This is a genomic window from Neobacillus rhizophilus (assembly GCF_018343535.1).
Classification (GTDB): Bacteria; Bacillota; Bacilli; order Bacillales; family Cytobacillaceae; genus Neobacillus; species Neobacillus rhizophilus.
On record NZ_JAGYPF010000002.1, the window covers coordinates 390,808 to 413,186 of the forward strand.

Sequence of the window (22,379 nt, forward strand, 5' to 3'; positions counted from 1 at the left end):
AATGAGCTATGTCACCATTGAAAATATTAGTAAGGCCTTTAAAGGACAAACCGTCCTGCATGATCTGAATCTATCATTTAAGCAAGGCGAATTTGTTACCCTGCTGGGACCAAGCGGTTGTGGAAAAAGTACCTTGCTGCGAATCCTTGCGGGATTAACCAGCCCAGAACAGGGCGTCATCAAGATTGATGGCTGTGATGTCACGAATGTCAAGGCAAAAGACCGGCAAATCGGGATGGTTTTTCAATCATACGCACTATTCCCGAATATGACAGTCTCTGAAAATATTGCTTTTGGCTTGAAAATGCAAAAGATTCCTAGCGAAACTATTAAACAAAAGGTCGCGCGGATGGTGGCTCTGGTAGGCTTGGCAGGGAAGGAAAATGCCTATCCAAGGGAATTGTCAGGAGGCCAGCAGCAGCGTGTCGCCTTGGCAAGATCCATTGTCACTGAGCCTAAGGTATTACTGCTCGATGAGCCCTTAAGTGCCCTGGATGCACAGATCAGGAAAAATCTTCAGAAGCAGCTGCGCACCATCCAGCAGGAATTGAATATTACTACTGTCCTCGTGACTCATGACCAGGAGGAAGCCATGGCTGTGAGTGACCGGATTTATATTTTAAATGAAGGCAGGATTGCCCAATCCGGTACGCCTCATGAGATTTATACCAAGCCGGGCAGTGAATTTGTCGCAAGATTTATCGGCAATTATAATGTTCTCGAAGGCTCGGAGTTATCGATTGCCACCTCGGAAAGGGAATTTTCAAATCGACTTTACGCGATCAGACCAGAGGCATTCAGTGCCCAGTACATGGAGGATAGCTATACGTTTTCCGGCCGAGTCAATAAGGTCATGATGCTCGGAAATATCACTCGTTATGAGTTCAGTTCAAATGGAATCGTGGTGACAGCAGAACACCTGCATCAATCAGATGAAGATGTGCAGGAAGGAGCTCGGAAAACTCTTTATCTTCATAAAAAGGATGTGATTCCACTGTCATGAATATACTGGTTACAGAACGTCATGAATACATTTTACAGCAACTCGAAAAACAGAAGAAAATATTGGTCACTTCTCTTGCTGGTGAGCTTGAGGTAACGCCTGAAACGATCAGGCGGGATTTGGACATCCTCGAAAAAGAAAAAAAATTGACGCGTGTCTACGGCGGGGCGATTAAGTATCAGCAAACGAAAAGCGAACCGCATTTTTCCCAAAAAATGAATGTCAGGATCTCTGATAAAAAAGCTATCGGGAGAAAAGCGGCTGAGTTTATCAAAGACGGAGATACCGTCATGATTGATGTTGGAACGACGACCGTTCATCTCGCAAGTGCGATTTCGAGTGTTCAGGGAGTGACGATCGTGACTAATTCCCTCGCTTGTGCAGAAGAACTTAACTGCAGTTTGGAAAATAAAGAATTTGAAGGGAAAGTCATCGTACTTGGCGGCGTTACGATTCCTGAACAAAAATCGATTGTCGGTGCCATGACTTGCAAAACACTGGAATCCTTTCGTTTTGACAAAGTCTTCTTATCCTGTGGAGGCATTACCTTAACGGATATCAGTGATTATGATTTTGAGGAATGTTTAGTATCCACTGCGATGGTAGAAAGGGCAAACCAAGTGTTTCTGCTATCTGACTCCTCTAAGGTTAACCATGAATCGTTCTATAAAATTTGTCCGATAACGAAAATTGATCATGTGATTTGTGATCAAGACATGCCAAACTCATGGAAAGAAACGGGCATGGATACGATGCTTCAATGGATTACAGTCAAAGGCGGGCGACAAACATGAAGGTTGATTATCATTTACATCTTGAAGAAGGCCCTTATTCACTAAGCTGGCTAGACCGTACCAATCAGGCGTTAAACCATTTCAGTCCCCTGGAAGAAAAGCCGCATACCAGGGGCTGGCTGAAAAAAAGCATGGAGCGGCTGGCAGCACGGCTGGAACGAGGCGCATACGATGCTTCCTGGCTAGATCTCTATTTGCTTGAAGCCAAGCGAAAAGGCCTGAAGGAGGTAGGCATAGTCGACCATCTATACCGTTTTAAGGAATCACGGGCTTATTTTGAAAAGAATCTTGACCTGAGTGATTCCGATGTCGGAACCAAACAGCAGGTTTGGCTGAACCAGGTCATGACGGAGTCAATGGGGGATTTTGTACGATCTATTCATGAAGCGAAGCCGCGCTGGGCGCAACAAGGCGTCACATTACGGTTGGGGCTGGAAGCAGACTACTTTTCCGGAAGCGAAGCGGAATTAAAGGGGCTCATTGAGAAATATGAGTGGGATTTTGTGATTGGCTCTGTTCATTATATGTACGGTTGGGGATTTGACAATCCGGACACCCAAAATCGGTTTCATCATTATAATTTAGTCGATTTATATAAGGACTTTTTTGCTGAGGTCGAAAAGGCGATTCGCAGCAACATCTTTCAGTTTGTAGCTCATCTGGATAATCTAAAGGTATTTAATTACCGACCAGACGAAGCCTTTCTCGTCCCTCACTATGAAAGAATAGCGAAAGCTCTTGTCGAAACCGACACGGCAACCGAAATAAATGCCGGGCTTTATTACCGTTACCCTGTAAAAGAAATGTGTCCAAGCCCAGCGTTCCTGGACATCTTAATCAATGCGGGTGTGTGTTTTACCACTTCATCCGATTCTCATTTTCCTGATGATATTGGGTCTTTTATTGAACAGAATACACAAACCCTTTTGGAAAAAGGGGTAAAAGAAATTGCCACCTTTAAAGAGGGGCGGCGGGTGATGAGAGGGATTGGTGAAGGTGTTTGTACTACCCGGTGAGGTGTGGGGACTAAATCTAGCTTGGATTCTATTCGATAAAGCAGATAGAGGGTCGCAACGATAGGGAATCTACCTCATTGATAAATGAGATGATTTGTTCCACGGCAAATTCTCTCCTTTCTACCTCATATTATAAAAAAGGCCGGTTTCGCTAAAGAATCCGGCCTTCTCCTTAAACATTTTGATTTTGAATAGATTCCCCCTACAATTCGTTACCTAACGATTAAACAATTACATACTCAAATTAATAATGATGTTGTCTATTCTAGCAAAAGGAACCACATACCATTCATTTTCATGGGATCGACAACAGTTTCAAAGGTGATGGGACACCAGGAGTCAGCCAAAAGGAGGTAGAGGATGGTGAAACCTATACATATGAATTTGTTGCGGGGCATTCTGGAACCTACTTCTACCATTGCCACGTTGAACCGGACCGATATTCCGCCGTTGAAAGTAAAGAAGGATGGAAAATACTTGATTCGTTTAATTAATGCCGGTTCTGATGTTCATTCCATCCATACGCATGGACATCACTTTAAAGTGGTAGCAACTGATGGGCGAATCAATCCAAATCCGCAGGTAAAAGATACTATCAGTATAGCCCCAGGTGAACGTTATGACCTTGAGTTTGTGGCAGATAATCCTGGTGCATGGCCGCTTCACTGTCATATGGGACCTCACGCGACACATGGCATGCATACGTTCATTGTATATCCTGGATTTGAAGAAAAAATCATGAACCACGAGAGTTAAGTGGGGGGTATTCCTTTTTGCGTACTAAATCAAGGGTATTCCAAATGGAGGAAGAGGAGGATAGTAGATATACAGACCTATTTATGCTTACAATAAAAGAAAGTGGTTGTAAAATTGAACTGGTTCGCAATTCATATTGTCCCACGTTAGTATTGCATTTAATAATTAACCCTAGAGATGAGGTATTTATATATGAAAGCACTTGTTTTTAAAACATTTGGTGGTCCGGAAGTCCTGGAATATGGCGAAGTAATGGATCCTGTCATTGGTCCGGATGAAATTCTTGTAAGAATGAAAGCAATTGGCCTAAACTTTGCAGACATTTATAGAAGGAAAGGAAATTATCATCTTGCCGGGGAGCCTCCATATATTTTAGGTTATGAAGGTGCCGGAATTGTAGAAAAAGTAGGAGCAGAAGTGCAAGGCATAAGCACAGGAGACCGTATTGCATTTGCTGATGTTCCATTTGCCAATGCAGAGCTAGTAGCTGTTCCATATGAAAAATTGATCCCTCTGCCAGAATCAATTTCATTTAAGGAGGCTGCTTCTATACTCCTTCAAGGGCTAACTGCACATTATCTTACAAGGGACAGCTATGCTGTAAAAAATAATGATGTTGTCTTAGTACACGCAGCAGCCGGAGGTGTAGGGCAGCTTCTTGTTCAAATTATAAAGCTCCTTGGTGGTAAGGTAATAGGCTTAACATCTTCGAAGGAAAAAGTTGAAGCTGCAAAAAAAGTGGGAGCGGATTTGGTTCTCCAGTACAGGGATGACTGGAAGCAGAAAGTTCTGGAAGAAACGAACGGCAAAGGGGTGGATGTTGTTTATGAATCAATAGGCTCTACACTCATGGACAGTTTTGCTGTTACGCGCATCGGTGGTACAGTTGTATTTTATGGGATGGCAGGGGGAGATCCGGCTCCAGTTGATCCCCGCTTGTTGATGGATACCTCAAAAACTCTAACAGGGGGAGATCTTTGGAATGTTCTCACTTCTAGGGAAGAAAGAGTGACACGATCAAAAGAGCTGTTTAGATGGATAGAAGAAGGAAAAGTAAAAGTATCGGAGCCGACAACTTTTGCGTTAAGAGATGGACAAGAAGCTCACCGATTTCTAGAGAGCCGAAAAAGTACGGGTAAAATCTTATTACTACCATAATGGGTAACGTCAGAAGACCAAACAACAAGGAATTTCCAACCGTTTTGCCATAAACAAATAGAGGGTGCTCCTAAAAGTTTTACTTTTGGGACACTCTCTTCAGCTTGTTAAAACGTGATAAAGATCATGAATCCAGTGTAAATTTAGGTACTTTACTTTAAAAACTCCCATCTAACTTTACCATTGACATCAGATTTTGAATCTACATATAACTTTCTATTAGGTATGGCAAGGGAAACCCCTTCATTAGTAAGGATATCCATTATATTGTAGTTGATTTCTTCTTTTATTTTTAAGAATTCTAACCAAGCTGTTGTTTCTGTGAAAAAATAAATGTAAATATCTAACCCATCTACTCCATATTTATCAAACTTAGTAACGATTGTGTCTTGGTGGATTCCAGAGTGAGTTTTTAGCATATCCTCGATCTTTTTAATTACACCTTCTAACTTTTCTTTGGGTGTTTCATACGTTACACTTATAGTGGACACAAACCGCCTTTTTCCCATTTTACTCCAGTTCGTTATTGCTTCGTTTGCTAATTTTGCATTTGGTACTGTGACGAGTGCTTGTGCAAATGTTCGGATCCTTGTACTTCTAAAAGTAATCGTCTCAACTGTACCTTCTACGGTAGGTGTCAAAATCCAATCTCCAATGGTAAAGGGTTTTTCTGTAATGATGATGACTCCTCCAAATAAATTACCTACTGCATCCTTAGCTGCTAGGGCAATGGCAAGTCCGCCTAATCCTAACCCACCCACCAAACCAACAACATTATAATTAAATTGTTCTGCAATCCCACTAAAGGTGACAACTACGATGATAAATCGCAAAACTTTAGACAAGAAAGGAATCAGTATTTCATCAATTTCAAAATTGAATCTTTTGTTAAGCTTTGTAAAAAGAAACTTAGATGAAGATGATAAGTTAAACAATCCCCAACCTACAAGAAAGATAATCGCGGATTTTACTAATTTCACAAATAAAACATTTGAATGATTGAAATAAGGGAAATACCAAGCGGATATATAAATTCCTAATAGAATAAACAGCCACTGAATTGGCTTTTCGAATGATGAAAACATGTGAGAGAAAAAAGGATGATTTTCTTTTCGAAGCCATTTTAGTATAAGAGCAATGACATACTTGGCAAATAACTTCCGAAAAAGTAAGAACAGCACAAAGATCCCTACTGAAATTCCAACATCGTTCATGAATTCGTATGAAAAGAATAACTTCCATGACATAACGATTCTCTCCTAATAATTCGCAACTTAAATTTGCAATTGAACATATACTATTTTATAAAAGTTATACAGCCTATTATGGACTACTTTTAGTATTCGCGATTCTGACCGGGTGATGCATGGGACGGTTCTCGTGCTTCATTTTTAACATTGGCTAAGGATTCCTTAATTAATAGTGTTAAACAAAGGAGAGGACTATGGAAATTACGATTAGAAAAGTAGATAAGGAAGATGTTTGGGAATTAAGGCATAAAGTGATGTGGCTAGATAAGCCCTTTGACTATATAAAATTAGAAGATGATGATGTAGGGATTCATTATGGTCTTTTTAAAGGATTGATTTTGATTTCTGTCATCTCACTTTTTATAAACAATGGAGAATGTCAGTTCCGCAAATTTGCCACTCTTCAGCAAGAACAAGGTAAGGGGTACGGAAGTACATTGTTAGACTATTATAAAGGAAGCACAGAAAAATGGCGTGAAGAAAATTTGGTGTAATGCCAGAAAAAATAAGGTGAATTTTTATAAAAAGTTTGGTTTACAAGAAACCAACACTAGCTTTATAAAAGAGGGGAAATCCTACGTTATAATGGAGAAATATTTTTCCAAATCAAATAGCAAATCACATAACCTTCACAGTATATTTCACATTCAAAAAGGCTAAGAGATGCAAATATCTCAAAGCCTTTTTTGAATTTTTTTTCACTAAAGCATCCGTAAGTTGTACAAGTTCATTAAACGATAAAGCGAGTTTGATAAATAAGCGGAGAAATTTCTCTTAATTAGGAAATAGCTCTGAAAATAGCTTAAATAGACGGAAAGATTCCGACTATTGACTCGAAAAACGTGAAAATGATTAATTTTGCTTTGCTTAATCGGAAAATCTCCGCTTATATGCCCCGAATCGAGATATATCTGCAGTCTAACCGAAAAATCTCCGCTTATTTTACATAATAAATCACCAATCATTCACACACCCTTCAATAATTATTTCATACCCTGTGATTTACTATGTAAATTAAGACAAAATACACAATTAAAATTTGAAAAGTAAAGAACGCACTGTGAATTATATCGTGAATTCAAGTGCGTTCTCATAAGTGTTTTTCAATGTTTGCACCTCTAAAGTAAACCCGTTACGGTTATCTGTCTTCTTTTTAATTAACAGGTGAGTTTGTATTCTTACTTTGCTTAATGAAATCAGAAATACCCGTTCCTAAGTAAAAAAGAAAGAAATAGCCGAAAATAATGAGAGTAGGAATGGCGTTAGGGAGTATTTGTATAAGGATCATACCGATAACAAGAAAAATCAATGAAACAATAAAATGAAATTTATGTTTCGGCATTTTTTTCATAAAATCACCTCTAACTTATTTTACCATTATTTTCGAGACAGGTGTTCATGGAGGTGGTTGGGAAGAGAGGAGCTTAAACGATCGGGGGCAAGAATTAAACAAGACAATCATTAACTTAAATATTATACCTTCCTTATGGTGAAAAACTTTCTTATAAGCCAAGGTCCTGGTGTAAATCCCAGTGTTAATTGCCATGCGCCTATCCCTTGTAAACCATAGTCTCGAACTAACATCATTTTAGCTGCCATACTTCTTACGTCTTCAAACCAAACTTCATGTGTGACTCCCCCTTGATCTCTATAGCGAAAAGAAGGAGACTCCCATTCAGTTGAATACTGTATCGGTGATTGGAACCTCATGGCCGTTTCCACAGCATCTTGATTTGAAATGGCTGGAGCAACACTTCCAGGACGGTACGGAATAACCCAATCATACCCGTATAAAGGAACGCCAATAATAATTTTCCTGCGGGGAACATTACTTATAGCAAATTCAATTGTTCTTCGTACATCTGGAATAGAAGCTACAGGTCCTGGTTCACTTCCTGCATGGTGAAAATCATATGCCATGATAAACATAAAGTCCACTACTGATCCTATTCCTCCGAAATCATACCCCTTTAGCCAAGGAATTTCTTCACTTGTCTTTGCAGGAACAGCAACGGTTAGAGTGCGTCCTAATGGCTTTAAACGATCCCGTAATTCACTTAAAAAGCCTGTATACAGATCTCTATCCACAGCCAAAACGCGTTCAAAGTCAATATTAACCCCGCCATACCCCCTATTCGTTACTAAATTAGTTATATTATTAACTAAATTCGTCCTTGCGGTAGGATTATTTATTGCTTGATGAACCAGTTCGGGACTAAAACCCCCGGGTGTCAAATTGGTAATCGTTGCAATGGGTCTTACCCTTAAACTCCAAAGTGTTTGAATTGCAGTCAAGTCATCTAGGGTGTTAGCAATATCCCCGTTACCAGCAATGTGGTATTCAAAAATCGAAATAGCTGTACTATAAGGGGCAAAATCCCTGATTAAATTCCGATCCAATTCCGGGGATCTAACAGCATAATAACCGATTATAGATGCCAAGTAATTCGTTCTGGGAATCGTTAATTTCATCCCTGGTTGTAATAAATTGGGGGTTATTGAGGGATTGGCTGCTCTTAATTGCTCTAAGGTAACAAATGCTTTTCCTGCAATACTAGTTAGTGAGTCGCCCGGCTGAACAGTATATATATAAAGCGGTATAAGAAGTGCTTGGCCTTGAACGATATTCGTTTCCCCTAAACCGTTGGTACTACGGATCTGATCAACAGAAGCATCGTACCTTATGCTTATTGAGAATAAAGAATCACCCGGCTGAACGATGTGAAGAAACATGGTCAACCCTCCAATACACCATTTATGATTAGACTCAAAAGAATTTCAAATTTGGGATACTATGTAAATAATATTACCTATCCAGCCTATATATGCTTTTACCAAGTCAATATTGTTAGGGATTGGGTACTATACCCAAAGTGCTTAAGTGGCGGTCGTTTTTTTTAGTTGTTTTAAGGGAGATTTGTGAGTAACACTATCCTTTTGATGAAAACTAAAAATCCCCAAAGTATCTCTTTACTTTGGGGGATGTTGCCGAGCAGGAAGGTATGGAACCTCCTTTGGCGTATATGTGATGACATCAGAAGAATAGATTTCAATTTGTAATTTATGTTTTGACGCATTTGTATGAATGAGTATAGGTTGATTGTATTCATTTTTAAAGATGAAATCAGGCCCGTTCCAACTGACGGTGGCATCCCGCTCTGGCGGAACGTATGAAACCTCTTTACTATGCGAATAACGCTTAACGACTTTTAAACCTGCATTATCCACTGCATTAAAAAGGGTAGAGGATACTTGACAAATTCCACCGCCTAAGTCTTCTGCATATTCCCCTTTCACAATGACAGTGGCAGGCAGATATCCTTTTCCTGCGGATCTTTCACCAACCACTTTATTAAAGGAAAATGTTTCACCTGGAAAAAGTACATAATTATTAATGGCATTTGCAGCAAGATAAATATTATTGTTTCTTTCTTTGTTATTGGAGCTGAAGAATGTAACATATTCTCCAATTTTTTTTGCTCTAATATTTTCAAGCAATTCACTGTCGACCATTGGAAAAGTGGTTTGTAAAGGGACCTCGAATTCAGATGAAGTATTGTTAAAATAATAAGTGATAATTTTTTCTGTGAAAACTTCGCGGTTTAAATGGTAACCGACTTGTTCTGGAATAATATTCCCATTAATATCTATCATTGCATTTTTAGGGTTTTTTGTAACCTGCTGATCGATTTCGTCCATGAATTTTTGAAACTTATCATTATCGATAATAGGTAAGAATGGCAAGTGCATCGACAAATTAGTAAGGTTAGCAACTGAGATCGGATGGCCGTTGTGAGTGATCACTAAATTTCCTGGCATCGTCACTTGTTGAGACAACATGATTAGCCCAAGTAACCAACTGAAATTCATCTGTTTATACCTCCCTACTATCATTATGAGTTGAAATCACTATTTCATGTACTGGGAGGTCTACTTCAGTACATTTCTTTCTGGAAAGGAATCCTTTTGCAGCCAAGATTGTTAGGAATTGTATAAATTTTTGTCGTTCAAATACTAACACGAATCAAGGCCAGAATGGGTTCTGTAGTGAAATAAAAAGCATATTAGAACCTTTCAATGCGTTTGGTATTTTTCTTTGTCAGCCACCATATCATCTCCTACCGATAATATGTCCAGCTTTTACCTTGATAATAAAAGAATCAGGGTATTTAGCTTTTATTAAGAATTAACGCTTATTTTTGTGGTACTTCATAAACTTCGGAGCATATCCCTTCTCATTTTCCAAGGAGACAATAAACTTCAAAAAAGTTTTCCTTCTTTTTGTCACAAAATCATCCGCTCACCCGTTATGTTTGTAAACAATCGAAAAGGGTGATTACATTGACAAAATATGATGTTGCAATAGTAGGCGGGGGAATTGCGGGCTTAACTGCCGCGATTTATGCCGCAAAGGCAGGAAAGAAAACGATCGTTCTGGAACAAAGCAAACGGTTGGGAGGAAGGGCCATTACCAATAAAAAGCAGGGTGTCTATTTTAATTTAGGCGGTCATGCCTTGTATAATGGGGAAGCGTATAAAACATTTCGCGAACTCGGATTGAAATTAGAGGGAAGCTCACCTTCTGTTGATGCATATGGATTATGGAAAAATCAATTATTAACCATGCCAACGAATATTTCATCCCTCCTTCAAAGTCCGCTTCTAAGCTGGGGAGGAAAGCTCGAATTTGCAAAATGGTTTATAAAATTTGGGAAAATGGATACAAGAGTCTTGGGTCAAATTAGCATCCGAGATTGGATTGAAACTGAAATACAGGACCCGATGCTGCGCAATCTGTTCTATTCACTGCTTCGAACAACGACTTATACTGCTGCACTTGATTTACACCCGGCCGGACCAGCTTTAAAGCATATGCAACATGCATTGCTTGGTGTTTTCTATCTGGATAAAGGTTGGGGGTCGCTCGTAGATGAGCTTTATGAGCATGCTGTCCAGCTGGAAGTAAAAGTAGTCACCAATTGCAAAGCGGCTTTAATCGAACATCATGAGCAAAAAGTCCGCTCGATTTTATGTGCCGATGGCAGTAAAATAGATGCAACGAATGTTATCTTGACTACACCCCCAGCTATTTCTTACAACCTGGTCCCTCATGCAGAACATACGGCACTCGATACGTGGAAAAAGCAAGCAATCGCTGTTACCGGCGCCTGCCTAGATGTTGGCTTACGCCAGCTGCCCAATCCTAAACACCAATTTATCTACGGCGTAGATCAACCCATTTTATATTCCAATCATTCACGTGCCGGAAAACCACGCCCGGCCATCCTAAGTGACGATGAAATACAAGTAGTTTCGCTTTTCAAATATCTGGGCCCGCAAACGGACCCGGAGCAGGATGAAAGAGAGTTAGAACAGGTGTTAGATCTCGCTCAGCCTGGTTGGCGAAATCACGTGGTTGCCCGGCAGTATCTGCCCAAAATGACGGTGGTTCATGATTTTCCTCATCTGAATCGAATCGAAAATCCAGGTCCCACAGTACCTGAAATTGAAGGGCTTTATGTCGCCGGTGATTGGGCATCGCATGGGGAACTGCTCGTAGACGCATGTGTGGCCAGTGCGAAACGTGCTGTTTCACAGCTATCGAACGTCAGAAAGGATACCGAATTATGTGTGTAGAAACACTGTATCAAGCCTATCAGCCTCTGCTTTTCTCTTTAGCCTATCGCATGTTGGGCAGCGTGATGGATTCGGAGGATATCGTGCAAGAAGCATTTATTGCCTTTAACCAGCTCCCTAACCGCGAAACGATTGAAAACAAAAAAGCCTATCTTTGCAAGATTGTCACCAATCGGTGTCTTGATTTAATCCGGTCATCCGCAAAGACACGCGAGGTATATGTTGGACCCTGGCTGCCGGAACCGTTGCTTGAAAAAGAGAATCCGGCAAACGACCCTTCACAGGCCTTTTTACAACAAGAGTCTATCTCCACAGCCTATTTGCTATTGCTGCAGCAGCTCAATGCCAACGAGCGGGCCGTCTTTTTACTTCGCGAGGCTTTTCATTACTCCTATGATGAAATCGCAGAAATTCTCGACAAAAGCAGTGCGAACTGTCGGCAAATTTTCCACCGCGCAAAGAAAAGTATGGATTTTACCCCTGACCAGCAGCCATCCGTGACGATTATGGAATCAAAAATAAAAGAGTTTGTCCACAGCTTCTTAAATGGAGACATTACGCAAATATTGGAGCTTGTCAGCGAAGATATCGCAATGTACTCGGATGGCGGCGGAAAGGTACCAACAGCAAGGGTGCCTATTTTCGGCGCTGAAGGAGTCATCCGATTGCTGCAAAACCTGATGAAAATGTATGCAGATAGGTTTACCTTCTCCTTTGCCACCTTCAATGGGAGTCCAGGACTGACTCTAACAACGGATAATAACCTTAAGTATGTCTATACCTTCGCCTTTAATGGTAATCGGATTCAGACCATCTATATAGTTGGCAATCCCGACAAACTGCGGCATTTACCATAGAGGAGAACATGCTTTAGACGTGGGGGAAAGTCGGTTTGCTTGTTAAGAACCGTATGAAAGAATCCATTTTAATCAAGATTGATTAAAATGGATTCTTTTTTATTCAAATCGATTTCAATTACTTGGATCATCTCCATCCTGTTTCCGAGGATGATTAAATGACGTTTCGAACCGAACAAATGCCGATTTAGCCTATATAAAATCAATATCGGTTCTTGCAGGAAATTTGTCCAAGTTTGTCGAACTATACCTAATAATGATTCTTTAGTTACATGATTTGGATATTTTGTTGTTTAACAAGGAACTAGATGGTGGAAATCTGATTTTCATAACCATACGGATGAAAGGTGCTTTTTTTTGTGTTTAGTATCGCCGGGCGATATGACTTGAAAAAGCATCCAAAAAACCTTCATATCTATTAGAAAATGAGTTGTATATACGTTATGATATACAAAAAGCTCTCTCTTTCAAGGAAGTGGCAGAAGGAAGGGGGGATTGCAACACCCTCTGTTAGAAAATATAGCCAAATCTTAGAGCCAAATGGATATGAGTTTTTAAAAGGCCATTTGCATTCCTTTGATCAATCCGATCTCGAAGCACATATAGCGTTAAGCGATACGGAGCAGGCCAAAAAGGCATTCTGGATAAAAAGGGTGTTGTAGCGGTTGAAAACCTAAAGCAAAAACAGCGTCATCCTTAATAGAATTCCTCCAGATAGGAGGTTTTTGTATTTGTATCGCTTGGCGATATAGCTTGAAATAAATCCAAAAAACTTTCATAATGTATTAGAATAGGAGGTCCGATATGAGACGTGATATACAACCGAATGAGCGAGCTTTCTCTTCCAAGGAAGTGGCAGAAGAAGTGGGGATTGCAACACCCACTGTTCGAAAATATGGCCAAATCTTAGAGCGAAATGGATATGAGTTTTTAAAAGATGGCGATCGGCGTATCTTTGTTCAATCCGATCTAGAAGCGCTTATATCGTTACGCGATACAGACAAGCCGCTAGACGATACAGCTAAAGACCTTGTATATCAACAAAAAGAAAGATTAGAAGGATTCAATGAAACAGAGATAGCGACATCCGATACATTTGAAAATTTACCCCAAGACCCCAATCAATTAAAAGAGGTATTAAGGTTTTTAGTCAATGAACTCGCAGCCACACGTGAAATGAATGTCCAACTGACAAACGATATGTCACAGCTTAGAACTGCGGTTTCTCGGCTGCAACAAGATCATCATAGTATAAGTTCTAATATTTCAAATTCGGCGCAAAAAACTAATGCTAAAATTGAAAAATTAACTGAACAACAAATGACCCATTATGAAACATTACTGCAACAAGAAAAACAAATGAACGAATTCTTACAAGTAGAAATTCAAAATATGCGTGACGAACAAAAAAAAGAATGGCATTCACAAAATGATTTTAATAAACGTTTAGAGGAAGCGATACAAAAACCTAAAGGGATATTGGAGAGGCTTTTTTTCATAATCCGAAAATAAGGTGCCTATTTAAGTTTTTTTGCTTAATCGGCTCTTTTTTTTTCCGTATCGCTGTGCGATATAGGCACAATTAAATTTAGAACCCTCATAATTTAATAATATAGGCGGTCCGATATGCGACATGATATACATGGAATAAACAAGGTTTCTTCACCAAGCAAGTTAAAAAAGGAGTATGGATGCAACATTAGCTGTTCGAAAGTATGGCCAAATCTTAGAGCTAATGTCCACGCGATTTAAAAAACGGCAATCCCCGTATCTTTTTCAATTCGAAATCTATAGCGATACCCGATATAGACAAGCCCCTAGACGATATCACAAGCAGATCAAAACAGATATTCCTTTGTTCGAATAGTCGGAGTCATTATTCTTCAAATTTCAACAAATTCCCGGGAAATACCTAAAATTTTGCTAATGGATGTTAATGCTTACCTAATATAAATAAAAATGCACTGAAAGTTAGGGGGGGAAATGTCCCGCGATTTTTAACCGAATACAGTCATCTATTTTTCAAAAAGAATCCATTTTAATCAAGAGTGATTAATATGGATTCTTTTTTATTCCAAACGATTTGATGTCCCAGTACATTTCTCCAGTAAGATAAATTGTCAACCTGATAGGTTATCCTTATAAAAGGAAACAAAAGATTTTAATTTAATAAAAAATAATCACAATATTCCTTTACAGGAATATTCTTATTGTGTTATATTCTGTTTAAGGAATATTATTCAGAGTTAGAACTCCGTACTTGGAGAATTGTGTGCAGTTGGGTGGGGATATTGAGACAGAGTACTTTTTATAATTAAATTAAAAAGGGTTAAATGAATATTAAATTTAGCTGTTTTATGGATAGGGGTGGGTTCTATCAATGGATACTACAACACTGAACGCTCTTTCCGAACCCAATCGTTTACAGATTGTAGAGCTTTTGCGAGAAGGTCCCCTTACAGTGGGGGAAATTTCCGAACGCTTACAAATCCGTCAGCCACAAGTTTCTAAACACCTTCGTGTTCTTAGTGATGCCGGAATTGTTAAAGTACACGCTGATGCAAATCGGCGCATCTACCAATTACGACCTGAGCCATTTATCCAATTAAATGCGTGGCTTGAGTCTTATCGCCGAATTTGGGAAGAAAGATTTGATAGCTTGGACGATTATTTAAAGGAAATGCAAGAAAAAGAAGAAAAATAAAACCTAAAATTAATGGATGTTTTAAAAATGAATACAAAAAAGCAGACGGCCGTGGAAGTTAAAGGGAAGGAAATAATTGTAAAAATATTTTTAATGCATCCTGTGAACTAATCAGGAAAGCATGGACTCAACCGACTTGAAGCACAGTTGAAAGCAATGCGTTAATCCATTTGAAAAATATAAAACATTTTAACAAGGAGGAAATACAATGGCAAACAACACAATGGTATCGAGAGTAGAGAATGATCGGGTATTGGTACTGGAGCGCATTTTCGATGCGCCACGAGATCTTGTATTCAGGATGTTTAAAGAGCCGGAGCATCTGAAACGCTGGTGGGGGCCGAGGGGCTGGGAGATTCCAGTCTGTACCGTAGATTTCCATCCGGGAGGCATTTGGCATTATTGTATGAAGTGTGTCGATCAGAATCAGGGTCAATTTTTTGGTATGGAATCTTGGGGTAAAGGGGTTTATAAGGAGATTATCGAGCCGGAGAAAATCGTCTACACCGATTACTTTTCGGATGCCGAAGGCAATGTGAATGAATCCATGCCGTCGACCGAGATCACATTGGAATTCATCGATTTGGGTGGAAAGACAAAGCTGATAAACCGTGCTGAATATGTTTCCGAAGAGGCGCTCAAGACCGTCATGGACATGGGTATGATACAGGGCATCACCGAAACTTGGGACCGTTTGAGCGAGCTAGTGGAGTCGCTGAAGTAGATTTATTGTAACGCTGTTTTCAGCGTTAGTAAGGTTTTAAACCAGTTCAGTTGAACAAGATTTTCGTACCTATGGTAAAACATGGTTATTGATATTTAACATGATTACAAAGGAGGAATATTGAACATGCCCACATCTGAACAGGTGTTTACCATTACCCGCACCCTGAATGCCCGCCGCGAGCTCGTGTGGCGCGCCTGGACTGAGGAGAAGGAACTCGCCAACTGGTTGCCTTCGACACCCCTGGAGACTATCTCCTTCGACGTTCGCGAAGGCGGACGCTACCGCTACACGATGGTCAACAGCGAGACCGGCGAGGAGTATCCCACCGGAGGTGTGTTTCTAGAGGTCGTACCTTTCGAACGGCTCGTCTTCACCTGGGGTTACCCCGATGCTCCTATCGAGAACTCCCCTGTCGTGACTCTAACCCTCACCGCACACGGCGACCGTACCGAGATGATTTTCCACCTGCGCGGATTGGCCGGTCACCCCGGTGATCAGTACGTGTACGACGGCTGGTCCGATGCGCTCGACACGATTGTGAAAAAATATACCTAAACAAACAGGTGCTTAGAGTTAAACAAAGGGTCGATGCTGCAACCCCTTGTCTTGTTCCGCTAAATTGCGGTCTTTTCTTGTGTACTTACGGCCAGGTTACTCCTATAAGGAGTAACCTTTTTTGTTACGAGCTGCATACTAGTTGGGTCTTTTCTTATTCTAACGATGCAAGTTAGTAGAAGAAGGAAAAATTAACCCTTTATCGAATATGAACAAACAGGGAGTTTGAAAAAGGAAGGCTGTGAGGATTGAATGTTAGATGAAAAAAAAGAGAGTTCAATTTTAGGAACAGTCATAGCGGTTAGTATGAGTAAGAAGCATACGTTTAGTAAAGAAAATCAAGAGATAATAAAATTAGTGAAGGGTTTTGGGGTCAAAGGCGATGCACACTTTGGTTCAACGGTTAAACATCGATCGAGAGTGGCACAAAATCCAAACCAACCGAACCTAAGACAAGTGCATTTAATTCAAAATGAGTTATTCGAAGAGTTAGCAGACCGTTTTCATATTAATCCTGGAAAAATGGGTGAAAATATAACAACTGTCGGAATAAATCTTCTTGAATTACCTGCTGACACGATATTATTTATAGGTGAGTCTGCAATTATTAAAGTAACAGGCTTACGCAATCCTTGTGCTCAAATTGATCATTTTAAACAGGGTCTTTTAAAGGCTGTTTTGGATAAGGATTCAGACGGAAATCTAATAAGAAAAGCAGGAATAATGGGAGTTATATTGCAGAGTGGAGAAGTGAAACCAGGTGATACCATCCGCGCTGTATTACCTCCTAGACCATTTAAAAAGCTTGAACGTGTTTAACCAGCATAGTGCGTATTTATACTTTAGTGAAATTAATCTTGTTTATGGACAAATGTACTTAATGTAAAGGGCAGGATCATTCAAGAATGCTTTTCCTTAGTTTAATTTGGCTTTTTGTACTTTTCAAACAGGTATTGGAATCCATAAAACAGAAATACCTTAGAAAAGAAATAGAAGAAAAATTGTAAATGATTAAGACGAACCAATGTGAAATACTTAATTTTTCTCGCAAATTTGGCGAATGGATAAGCAAAAAAGGCATTACCGATTGCATTAAGTAAGATAAACTTTATGAATTTTCCATATGACCACTTCATTAACCAAAGCGAAGTTACCAAAAACAAACCAATATTAAATGGGAATTCATTAAATAAGTATGAATTTGGTTTATTATAAAAGACCCACCATCTACGTTTTTTCCCAATTAGTGCATTAATCACTTCTATAATACCGATAAGGATTGAAACAGGTAAAAATCGTTTTATATTTTGTAACCCCATAAGAGGTAATGTTGACAATGCAATTAAGACCGTAGCAATATTTAAAATTCTTTGAACCTTTATTGACATCATGATCATCCTTTTCCAATCTAGGCTAGCTGCTCCTATTTTGTTAGGATATCCAAAAGTTGAACTTGTATGTGGTTTTACGAAAAGCTGTTTGGTGATAGAAGGGAAAGGATTTTTCTATACATGAATAGAATAAGTAGTTATATCTGTTAAAGGTGGGTGTTTTGATGCTTCAACACGAATATGGATGGGTTCGGCAAACTAGAGGAACTCTGTTAGATTTTTGTGGGAATATAGATCCTGATCATTTTACTCATACAAATGGTTTCGGTTGGCAAAGTGTAAGAGACACATTGGTTCATATAGCAGATTGCTATGTTGCATGGCTTGGCTCATTTGTTTTATTGAAGACAAAAAAACCTCTTACTCCAAGAGAACAATTACATAATCTCAGTTTAGAGGAAATAAAAGCACGATTTGAACAAGTAGATTCAATCGTAAATGAATTATTAAAACTACAAGGGCATGAATTAGACGTGCTAATTGAGAGAGAGATTCCTTGGAGAGAAACACCTGAACTATTATCTATTACTCCTCGAAAATTGCTTATGCACACCATTACTCACGAGTTTCATCACAAGGGACAAATAGCAGCCATGCTCCGTCAGATGGGTTATGAGCCCCCAAATACAGATGTTTTAGGAACAGAAGATTAATTTAATCTAGAAGTATTTTGGGCGATGTTTACTTGACATTGCCTTTTTTGTTGAAAGTTTGTGAAGTTTCGTACTTAAAGTAAACGAAGCAGGTTTATTTAAGGGTATTTTTTCACAAATTGACCCCACCATTAGGCAGGGGATGCATGTATTTATTGCTTATCACTTACGGAATTCTACCTTCAAGTGAGAATTCTCGCCAGACCAAACGCAACTGCTGCTGCAAGTCCCCCAGTAATCGTGGTTTGAACAGCACTCTTAAAAGGTGAAGTTCCCGTGAACCTTCCTTTTACGTATCCAAAAATCATCAAGGCGATAAGTGTGACCACTACAGAAACCATTAATGCTGTTGCAGGATGTTTTAAGATAAAATAAGGGAACAAAGGGATTAATCCTCCGACAATATAAGAAACTGCAATGGTAATCGCACTGTTCCTGGCTCTTGTAGGCTCTGGTTTCTCCAGCCCTAATTCGAATCTCATCATAAAATCCACCCATTTTTCAGGGTTCTTTTTCATGGTTTCGGTAATAGATTTGATTTGCTCTTCTTCAAGTCCATATTCCCTGAAAATTTCAGATACCTCTTCTTCTTCGCTTTCCGGAAGCTCTATTACTTCGCGCTTTTCGCGAGCAAGTTCAGATTCGTAATGTTCCGCATCTGTTTTTCCTGCCAAGTATCCACCAAGTCCCATTGCAATTGACCCTGCTGCAATTTCAGCACTCCCTGCCGTGAGAATCAATGTTGTTGTATCAACAGCACCAGACAAACCAGCAGCTAATGCAAATGGTACGGTTAATCCGTCTGACATACCAATTACAACATCCCGAATGAAGTCAGACCCAGAAAAATGTTCTTCTACGTGATGCAGGTGTTGATCCATTTTTTCACCTCCAACTAACTTTTTATTGTTTCATAACTCCTATTAAAGGAAAAAATTTTTTATAGTATTTACTGTCGCTTGTAAAAAATTCGCATATAAAATGGGGAATATTTTTTTCGTCAAATATAATAAAAACTTTAGTTTAGTATGCAAATAATTAATCTACTTTTCTATTAATTTATAATTAAAAATTCATTAATTTAGAAAATATATTCATTTATCGTGCTACATTGTATTTAAATAAAATTGAAGGTTATTTTAACTTTAGGTGGTTTGTTTTCCGAAAAAATAGGATTCGGTGACAATGACCAAAATTAAGAATCTAAAAGTTGCTTTTGGATTTAAAAATGCAGAAGAAATGCATACACTACTCTAATTAATAGGAGGACAAACCAATGAATACGCGGGCAATCAAGGTCCAAAAACAAGGATGGATTCCTAAAAAGGAACGCATATGGGTAATCGTGGCGATTATTATCGCTGCTTCGATCATGCTTTGGGAACTTAAGGGACTATCACAGCTTTCCTTAACCACTCTGCACAGCAAGCAGTTCGAACATACATTTAAAGATTTTGGCTCCAATGCAAGAATTGCCTTATTTTTTGTACTTGCTTATTATGTGCTTCTTCGTGTTATTAAGCTTGATTATTTAAAAGGTCAAGCCAATGTAAAAAAAAGGTTGTCCACTGTACTGCGCTTTGCCCGAAGATGGCATACTCCAGTTGCAATTCTCGCCATCGCTTTTATTATCTTGCATACAGTAGCTGTCTTTATGCACGGCTTCAAATTTGATTTTAATAATATAAGTGGATTGCTTTCCTTGATCGTCCTGCTTCCCGTTCCTATATCAGGACTATTTCGATATCAAAGGATGGACCGGAAGTGGCATTTACGGTCTGGTGTTGCTTTTGCAATTCTATTTTTAATTCATTCTTTTTTATAAACACATGTGCATAAGCCGTTTTAGCGTCAGAGAAATAGTCTATTTTCAGATGTAAGGACGTAACTGTAACAACTTAGTGATTTTTAAAAGTGCTTCAAATGTCAGCTTTTCTTCTTCCGCTAACAAAGCAGGTTAGAGAATAAAAAGTCTCTAAAAGAGCTGGATATTTATTTACAAATTTTATAAAGCCTTGTTATGATTAGTTAGGGGTTTAACCCCTAACTAGATAAACAAGGAGTTATTACCATGATTATTCAATTCATTCGTTATAGATAAAAAAAGGTATAGACTGCTTAAAAAATCCAACTCATATTTTTTTGAAAAATATGACGAGGGTTTATTTGTCTATGCCTTTTTCATTTATCTAAAAAACGAATGAATGAGGTGACTTCCTTGTTACAAGAAAATAAAAGAATAAAGAGTGCTAATTATGCAAGCCATTATGAAGCTATTTTTGCTTGCCCTATTTGCCATTCGTCTATGAAGGTTTTGGAGTCAAAAAGTTTAATCTGTGCAAACCATCATACGTTTGATTTTGCCAAGCAAGGTTATATCAACTTTACTTCTCGCTCGGTGAAAACGAAATACGGCAAGGAACTTTTTGAAGCACGAAGGAAACTTATTACCGAAGGTGCCTTTTATAAACCATTAAGCAATAAAATTGCAAAAATTATAAATGAACATGTTGTTAAGACAAATGAAACAATATCTATACTTGATACGGGGTGTGGCGAGGGTTCACATCTTTCTGCTATTTGCGATATGGTTAGATCTGACTTTTTCAAAAGTGTAGTAGGAATAGGAATAGATATTTCTAAAGAAGGGATCGTGGTGGCCTCTAAGAACTATTCTAATAAAATTTGGGCTGTGGCTGACCTTGCAAATACACCATTTAAGAATAAACAGTTCGATGTTATTCTTAATATCTTATCTCCTTCAAATTATACTGAATTTAATAGATTGTTAAAATCAGATGGTTTAGTCATTAAAATTGTGCCTCAAAGTGGTTATTTAAAAGAGTTAAGGGAACACCTTTTTCCTAAACCTGGAGAACAAAATTATTCTAATGTAGAGATTGTGGAAAGATTTAATGAAAGTTTTCAGTTTGTAGATTCTGTAAGGTTAAGTTATACGAGGAGCCTTAACAAACCTTTAATTGAGTGGTTGGTTCAGATGACTCCTTTAACTTGGACAGCAACAAAGGAACGAGTAAAATCTATTTTAAATAAGGATTCTGCTCAAATAACTGTTGACTTGGAGATTTTAATCGGTAAAAAGACCATTTAAATAGTAGATAAAACATTAAGGTAGTCTCATGTTGAGGCTGCCTAAATGTAAAAAGGGCTATTGAAGTTGTTGAATCTTCCAAAATTACCAAAGGGGAAGTGTTTTTAACTAGCTATTGAGTTAAAAATCTTCAATTTAAATTGGTAATAGGTGACTTTTGTTATTCCGTTAAAGGGCGCTATCCTAGAACAAGCATGCGCTCTTTTTTTCATTTCAAGGCCAGATTTGTGGAGGAATCTTACTATTTTATTAAAATATCGTGATATTCTTCATTTCGTTCAATTTGATTCTTTGCGAAAGGACATAAGGGGATAACCATTTTCCCTTCTTCTCGTGCAAACTCGACTATTTTCTTTACTAATGCTTCTCCTACTCCTTGACCTCGAAGACTGTCTGACACAAAGGTATGATCCACGATAATTTTATCTTTTCCAGTTGGGACATAACTTATTTCTGCATCCTTGTTATTCGGTTCTCCTACATAAAAAGTATTGTTCTCTTTTTTAATGTCAAACATTTTACATTTCCTCCCTAATAAAAATGTCTTCTAAAAACTCTGCTCCTTGTTAAGTCTCATGAATCATGTAAATGGCTATTGTCGCAAAATGGTTTATTTTTGGAACTGTAGAAGTGCATTATGCAATCATTATATTCCTGCTTGTCTCTCTTTTGGATTAACAAACATCAGCTGATCTCCTAGTGTCTCCTTACAAGCTATGAATCTTCTGAAGCAAGAAACAAGTTAGAATCTTAAACACCGTAATAT

General features: G+C 38.7%; 24 protein-coding genes. 18 read left to right on the forward strand and 6 right to left on the reverse strand.

What is annotated here, in order from left to right; genetic code table 11:
• The first annotated feature begins 1 nt into the window (after position 1).
• The 6 genes from KHA99_RS09825 to KHA99_RS09845 all read left to right on the forward strand — a co-directional run bounded on the left by KHA99_RS09825 (position 2) and on the right by KHA99_RS09845 (position 4,727).
• The gene (locus KHA99_RS09825) at positions 2-1,003 is read left to right on the forward strand and encodes an ABC transporter ATP-binding protein (protein WP_213117274.1); all 1,002 of its coding nucleotides are present in this window, start codon (positions 2-4) and stop codon (positions 1,001-1,003) included.
• Positions 1,000-1,797 carry a DeoR/GlpR family DNA-binding transcription regulator gene (locus KHA99_RS09830; RefSeq protein ID WP_213117275.1) on the forward strand — a complete coding sequence of 266 codons (798 nt, stop codon included), beginning with the start codon at positions 1,000-1,002 and terminating at the stop codon, positions 1,795-1,797. The genes KHA99_RS09825 and KHA99_RS09830 overlap by 4 nt, the downstream gene beginning before the upstream one ends.
• On the forward strand, positions 1,794-2,813 hold the full coding sequence (locus KHA99_RS09835) for a histidinol phosphate phosphatase domain-containing protein (RefSeq protein ID WP_213117276.1): 1,020 nt from the start codon (positions 1,794-1,796) through the stop codon (positions 2,811-2,813). Before KHA99_RS09830 ends, KHA99_RS09835 begins: the two co-directional genes overlap by 4 nt.
• Positions 2,814-3,115: 302 nt before the next feature.
• The gene (locus tag KHA99_RS31650; protein WP_307852058.1) at positions 3,116-3,307 is read left to right on the forward strand and encodes a multicopper oxidase domain-containing protein; all 192 of its coding nucleotides are present in this window, start codon (positions 3,116-3,118) and stop codon (positions 3,305-3,307) included.
• A complete protein-coding gene (locus KHA99_RS30755; protein ID WP_443677936.1) occupies positions 3,240-3,569 on the forward strand; it encodes a multicopper oxidase domain-containing protein in 330 nt (109 codons plus the stop codon). The genes KHA99_RS31650 and KHA99_RS30755 overlap by 68 nt, the downstream gene beginning before the upstream one ends.
• Before the next feature lie 177 nt (positions 3,570-3,746).
• Positions 3,747-4,727, forward strand: a complete 981-nt coding sequence (locus tag KHA99_RS09845) for a quinone oxidoreductase family protein (protein WP_213117277.1) — start codon at positions 3,747-3,749, stop codon at positions 4,725-4,727.
• Between the two features lie 152 nt (positions 4,728-4,879).
• Here the strand turns inward: KHA99_RS09845 and KHA99_RS09850 are convergent, their stop codons facing one another.
• A complete protein-coding gene (locus tag KHA99_RS09850) occupies positions 4,880-5,974 on the reverse strand; it encodes a mechanosensitive ion channel family protein (protein ID WP_213117278.1) in 1,095 nt (364 codons plus the stop codon).
• A 197-nt stretch (positions 5,975-6,171) separates the two neighbouring features.
• Here KHA99_RS09850 and KHA99_RS31335 point away from each other — a divergent pair, with 197 nt between their 5' ends.
• Positions 6,172-6,471 (forward strand): hypothetical protein, encoded by a 300-nt coding sequence (locus KHA99_RS31335; RefSeq protein WP_307852033.1) that lies wholly within the window; start codon positions 6,172-6,174, stop codon positions 6,469-6,471.
• A 16-nt stretch (positions 6,472-6,487) separates the two neighbouring features.
• Positions 6,488-6,637, forward strand: a complete 150-nt coding sequence (locus tag KHA99_RS31340; RefSeq protein WP_307852059.1) for a hypothetical protein — start codon at positions 6,488-6,490, stop codon at positions 6,635-6,637.
• 813 nt (positions 6,638-7,450) lie between these two features.
• Here the strand turns inward: KHA99_RS31340 and KHA99_RS09860 are convergent.
• Together KHA99_RS09860 and KHA99_RS09865 are read right to left on the reverse strand one after the other, a co-directional pair.
• Entirely contained in the window at positions 7,451-8,710 is a 1,260-nt protein-coding gene (locus KHA99_RS09860; protein ID WP_213117279.1) for a glycoside hydrolase family 18 protein, read from the reverse strand.
• Between the two features lie 237 nt (positions 8,711-8,947).
• Positions 8,948-9,847, reverse strand: a complete 900-nt coding sequence (locus KHA99_RS09865) for a VanW family protein (protein ID WP_213117280.1) — start codon at positions 9,845-9,847, stop codon at positions 8,948-8,950.
• 462 nt (positions 9,848-10,309) lie between these two features.
• Between KHA99_RS09865 and KHA99_RS09870 the strand changes: the two genes are divergently transcribed.
• The 7 genes from KHA99_RS09870 (at position 10,310) to KHA99_RS09900 (ending at position 17,276) form a co-directional block, all read left to right on the forward strand.
• Positions 10,310-11,614 carry a phytoene desaturase family protein gene (locus KHA99_RS09870; RefSeq protein ID WP_307852060.1) on the forward strand — a complete coding sequence of 435 codons (1,305 nt, stop codon included), beginning with the start codon at positions 10,310-10,312 and terminating at the stop codon, positions 11,612-11,614.
• Positions 11,605-12,471: an RNA polymerase sigma-70 factor gene (locus KHA99_RS09875; protein WP_213117281.1), complete on the forward strand. Its 867-nt coding sequence runs from the start codon at positions 11,605-11,607 to the stop codon at positions 12,469-12,471. The genes KHA99_RS09870 and KHA99_RS09875 overlap by 10 nt, the downstream gene beginning before the upstream one ends.
• An 804-nt stretch (positions 12,472-13,275) precedes the next feature.
• Positions 13,276-13,983 (forward strand): hypothetical protein, encoded by a 708-nt coding sequence (locus KHA99_RS09880; RefSeq protein WP_213117282.1) that lies wholly within the window; start codon positions 13,276-13,278, stop codon positions 13,981-13,983.
• Between the two features lie 868 nt (positions 13,984-14,851).
• Positions 14,852-15,175 (forward strand): ArsR/SmtB family transcription factor, encoded by a 324-nt coding sequence (locus KHA99_RS09885; RefSeq protein WP_213117283.1) that lies wholly within the window; start codon positions 14,852-14,854, stop codon positions 15,173-15,175.
• Positions 15,176-15,383: 208 nt separating this feature from the next.
• Positions 15,384-15,899, forward strand: a complete 516-nt coding sequence (locus KHA99_RS09890; RefSeq protein WP_213117284.1) for an SRPBCC domain-containing protein — start codon at positions 15,384-15,386, stop codon at positions 15,897-15,899.
• A 126-nt stretch (positions 15,900-16,025) separates the two neighbouring features.
• Entirely contained in the window at positions 16,026-16,457 is a 432-nt protein-coding gene (locus tag KHA99_RS09895; RefSeq protein WP_213117285.1) for an SRPBCC family protein, read from the forward strand.
• A 252-nt stretch (positions 16,458-16,709) separates the two neighbouring features.
• On the forward strand, positions 16,710-17,276 hold the full coding sequence (locus tag KHA99_RS09900) for an MOSC domain-containing protein (protein ID WP_213117286.1): 567 nt from the start codon (positions 16,710-16,712) through the stop codon (positions 17,274-17,276).
• Positions 17,277-17,377: 101 nt separating this feature from the next.
• Here KHA99_RS09900 and KHA99_RS09905 read toward each other — a convergent pair whose 3' ends face one another.
• Entirely contained in the window at positions 17,378-17,845 is a 468-nt protein-coding gene (locus KHA99_RS09905) for a hypothetical protein (protein WP_213117287.1), read from the reverse strand.
• Between the two features lie 167 nt (positions 17,846-18,012).
• Between KHA99_RS09905 and KHA99_RS09910 the strand changes: the two genes are divergently transcribed.
• Positions 18,013-18,501, forward strand: coding sequence for a DinB family protein (locus tag KHA99_RS09910; RefSeq protein ID WP_213117288.1), 489 nt, complete (start codon positions 18,013-18,015; stop codon positions 18,499-18,501).
• 182 nt (positions 18,502-18,683) lie between these two features.
• Here KHA99_RS09910 and KHA99_RS09915 read toward each other — a convergent pair whose 3' ends face one another.
• Positions 18,684-19,382, reverse strand: coding sequence for a VIT1/CCC1 transporter family protein (locus tag KHA99_RS09915; protein ID WP_213117289.1), 699 nt, complete (start codon positions 19,380-19,382; stop codon positions 18,684-18,686).
• Positions 19,383-19,777: 395 nt separating this feature from the next.
• Between KHA99_RS09915 and KHA99_RS09920 the strand changes: the two genes are divergently transcribed.
• Together KHA99_RS09920 and KHA99_RS09925 are read left to right on the forward strand one after the other, a co-directional pair.
• On the forward strand, positions 19,778-20,326 hold the full coding sequence (locus tag KHA99_RS09920; protein WP_213117290.1) for a hypothetical protein: 549 nt from the start codon (positions 19,778-19,780) through the stop codon (positions 20,324-20,326).
• 393 nt (positions 20,327-20,719) lie between these two features.
• Entirely contained in the window at positions 20,720-21,613 is an 894-nt protein-coding gene (locus tag KHA99_RS09925; protein ID WP_249366580.1) for a putative RNA methyltransferase, read from the forward strand.
• A 241-nt stretch (positions 21,614-21,854) separates the two neighbouring features.
• Here KHA99_RS09925 and KHA99_RS09930 read toward each other — a convergent pair whose 3' ends face one another.
• The gene (locus tag KHA99_RS09930; RefSeq protein ID WP_213117292.1) at positions 21,855-22,130 is read right to left on the reverse strand and encodes a GNAT family N-acetyltransferase; all 276 of its coding nucleotides are present in this window, start codon (positions 22,128-22,130) and stop codon (positions 21,855-21,857) included.
• Positions 22,131-22,379: the final 249 nt, after the last annotated feature.

Bases quoted from the DNA above. Each gene is read 5' to 3' on its own strand.
- KHA99_RS09930 (WP_213117292.1), bottom strand. From the start codon at position 22,130: ATGTTTGACATTAAAAAAGAGAACAATACTTTTTATGTAGGAGAACCG.
- KHA99_RS09920 (WP_213117290.1), top strand. From the start codon at position 19,778: ATGAATACGCGGGCAATCAAGGTCCAAAAACAAGGATGGATTCCTAAA.
- KHA99_RS09910 (WP_213117288.1), top strand. From the start codon at position 18,013: ATGCTTCAACACGAATATGGATGGGTTCGGCAAACTAGAGGAACTCTG.
- KHA99_RS09830 (WP_213117275.1), top strand. From the start codon at position 1,000: ATGAATATACTGGTTACAGAACGTCATGAATACATTTTACAGCAACTC.
- KHA99_RS09900 (WP_213117286.1), top strand. From the start codon at position 16,710: ATGTTAGATGAAAAAAAAGAGAGTTCAATTTTAGGAACAGTCATAGCG.
- KHA99_RS09875 (WP_213117281.1), top strand. From the start codon at position 11,605: ATGTGTGTAGAAACACTGTATCAAGCCTATCAGCCTCTGCTTTTCTCT.
- KHA99_RS09880 (WP_213117282.1), top strand. From the start codon at position 13,276: ATGAGACGTGATATACAACCGAATGAGCGAGCTTTCTCTTCCAAGGAA.
- KHA99_RS09835 (WP_213117276.1), top strand. From the start codon at position 1,794: ATGAAGGTTGATTATCATTTACATCTTGAAGAAGGCCCTTATTCACTA.
- KHA99_RS09915 (WP_213117289.1), bottom strand. From the start codon at position 19,382: ATGGATCAACACCTGCATCACGTAGAAGAACATTTTTCTGGGTCTGAC.
- KHA99_RS09905 (WP_213117287.1), bottom strand. From the start codon at position 17,845: ATGTCAATAAAGGTTCAAAGAATTTTAAATATTGCTACGGTCTTAATT.
- KHA99_RS09825 (WP_213117274.1), top strand. From the start codon at position 2: ATGAGCTATGTCACCATTGAAAATATTAGTAAGGCCTTTAAAGGACAA.
- KHA99_RS09845 (WP_213117277.1), top strand. From the start codon at position 3,747: ATGAGGTATTTATATATGAAAGCACTTGTTTTTAAAACATTTGGTGGT.
- KHA99_RS09885 (WP_213117283.1), top strand. From the start codon at position 14,852: ATGGATACTACAACACTGAACGCTCTTTCCGAACCCAATCGTTTACAG.
- KHA99_RS09860 (WP_213117279.1), bottom strand. From the start codon at position 8,710: ATGTTTCTTCACATCGTTCAGCCGGGTGATTCTTTATTCTCAATAAGC.
- KHA99_RS09865 (WP_213117280.1), bottom strand. From the start codon at position 9,847: ATGAATTTCAGTTGGTTACTTGGGCTAATCATGTTGTCTCAACAAGTG.
- KHA99_RS09890 (WP_213117284.1), top strand. From the start codon at position 15,384: ATGGCAAACAACACAATGGTATCGAGAGTAGAGAATGATCGGGTATTG.
- KHA99_RS09895 (WP_213117285.1), top strand. From the start codon at position 16,026: ATGCCCACATCTGAACAGGTGTTTACCATTACCCGCACCCTGAATGCC.
- KHA99_RS31335 (WP_307852033.1), top strand. From the start codon at position 6,172: ATGGAAATTACGATTAGAAAAGTAGATAAGGAAGATGTTTGGGAATTA.
- KHA99_RS09850 (WP_213117278.1), bottom strand. From the start codon at position 5,974: ATGTCATGGAAGTTATTCTTTTCATACGAATTCATGAACGATGTTGGA.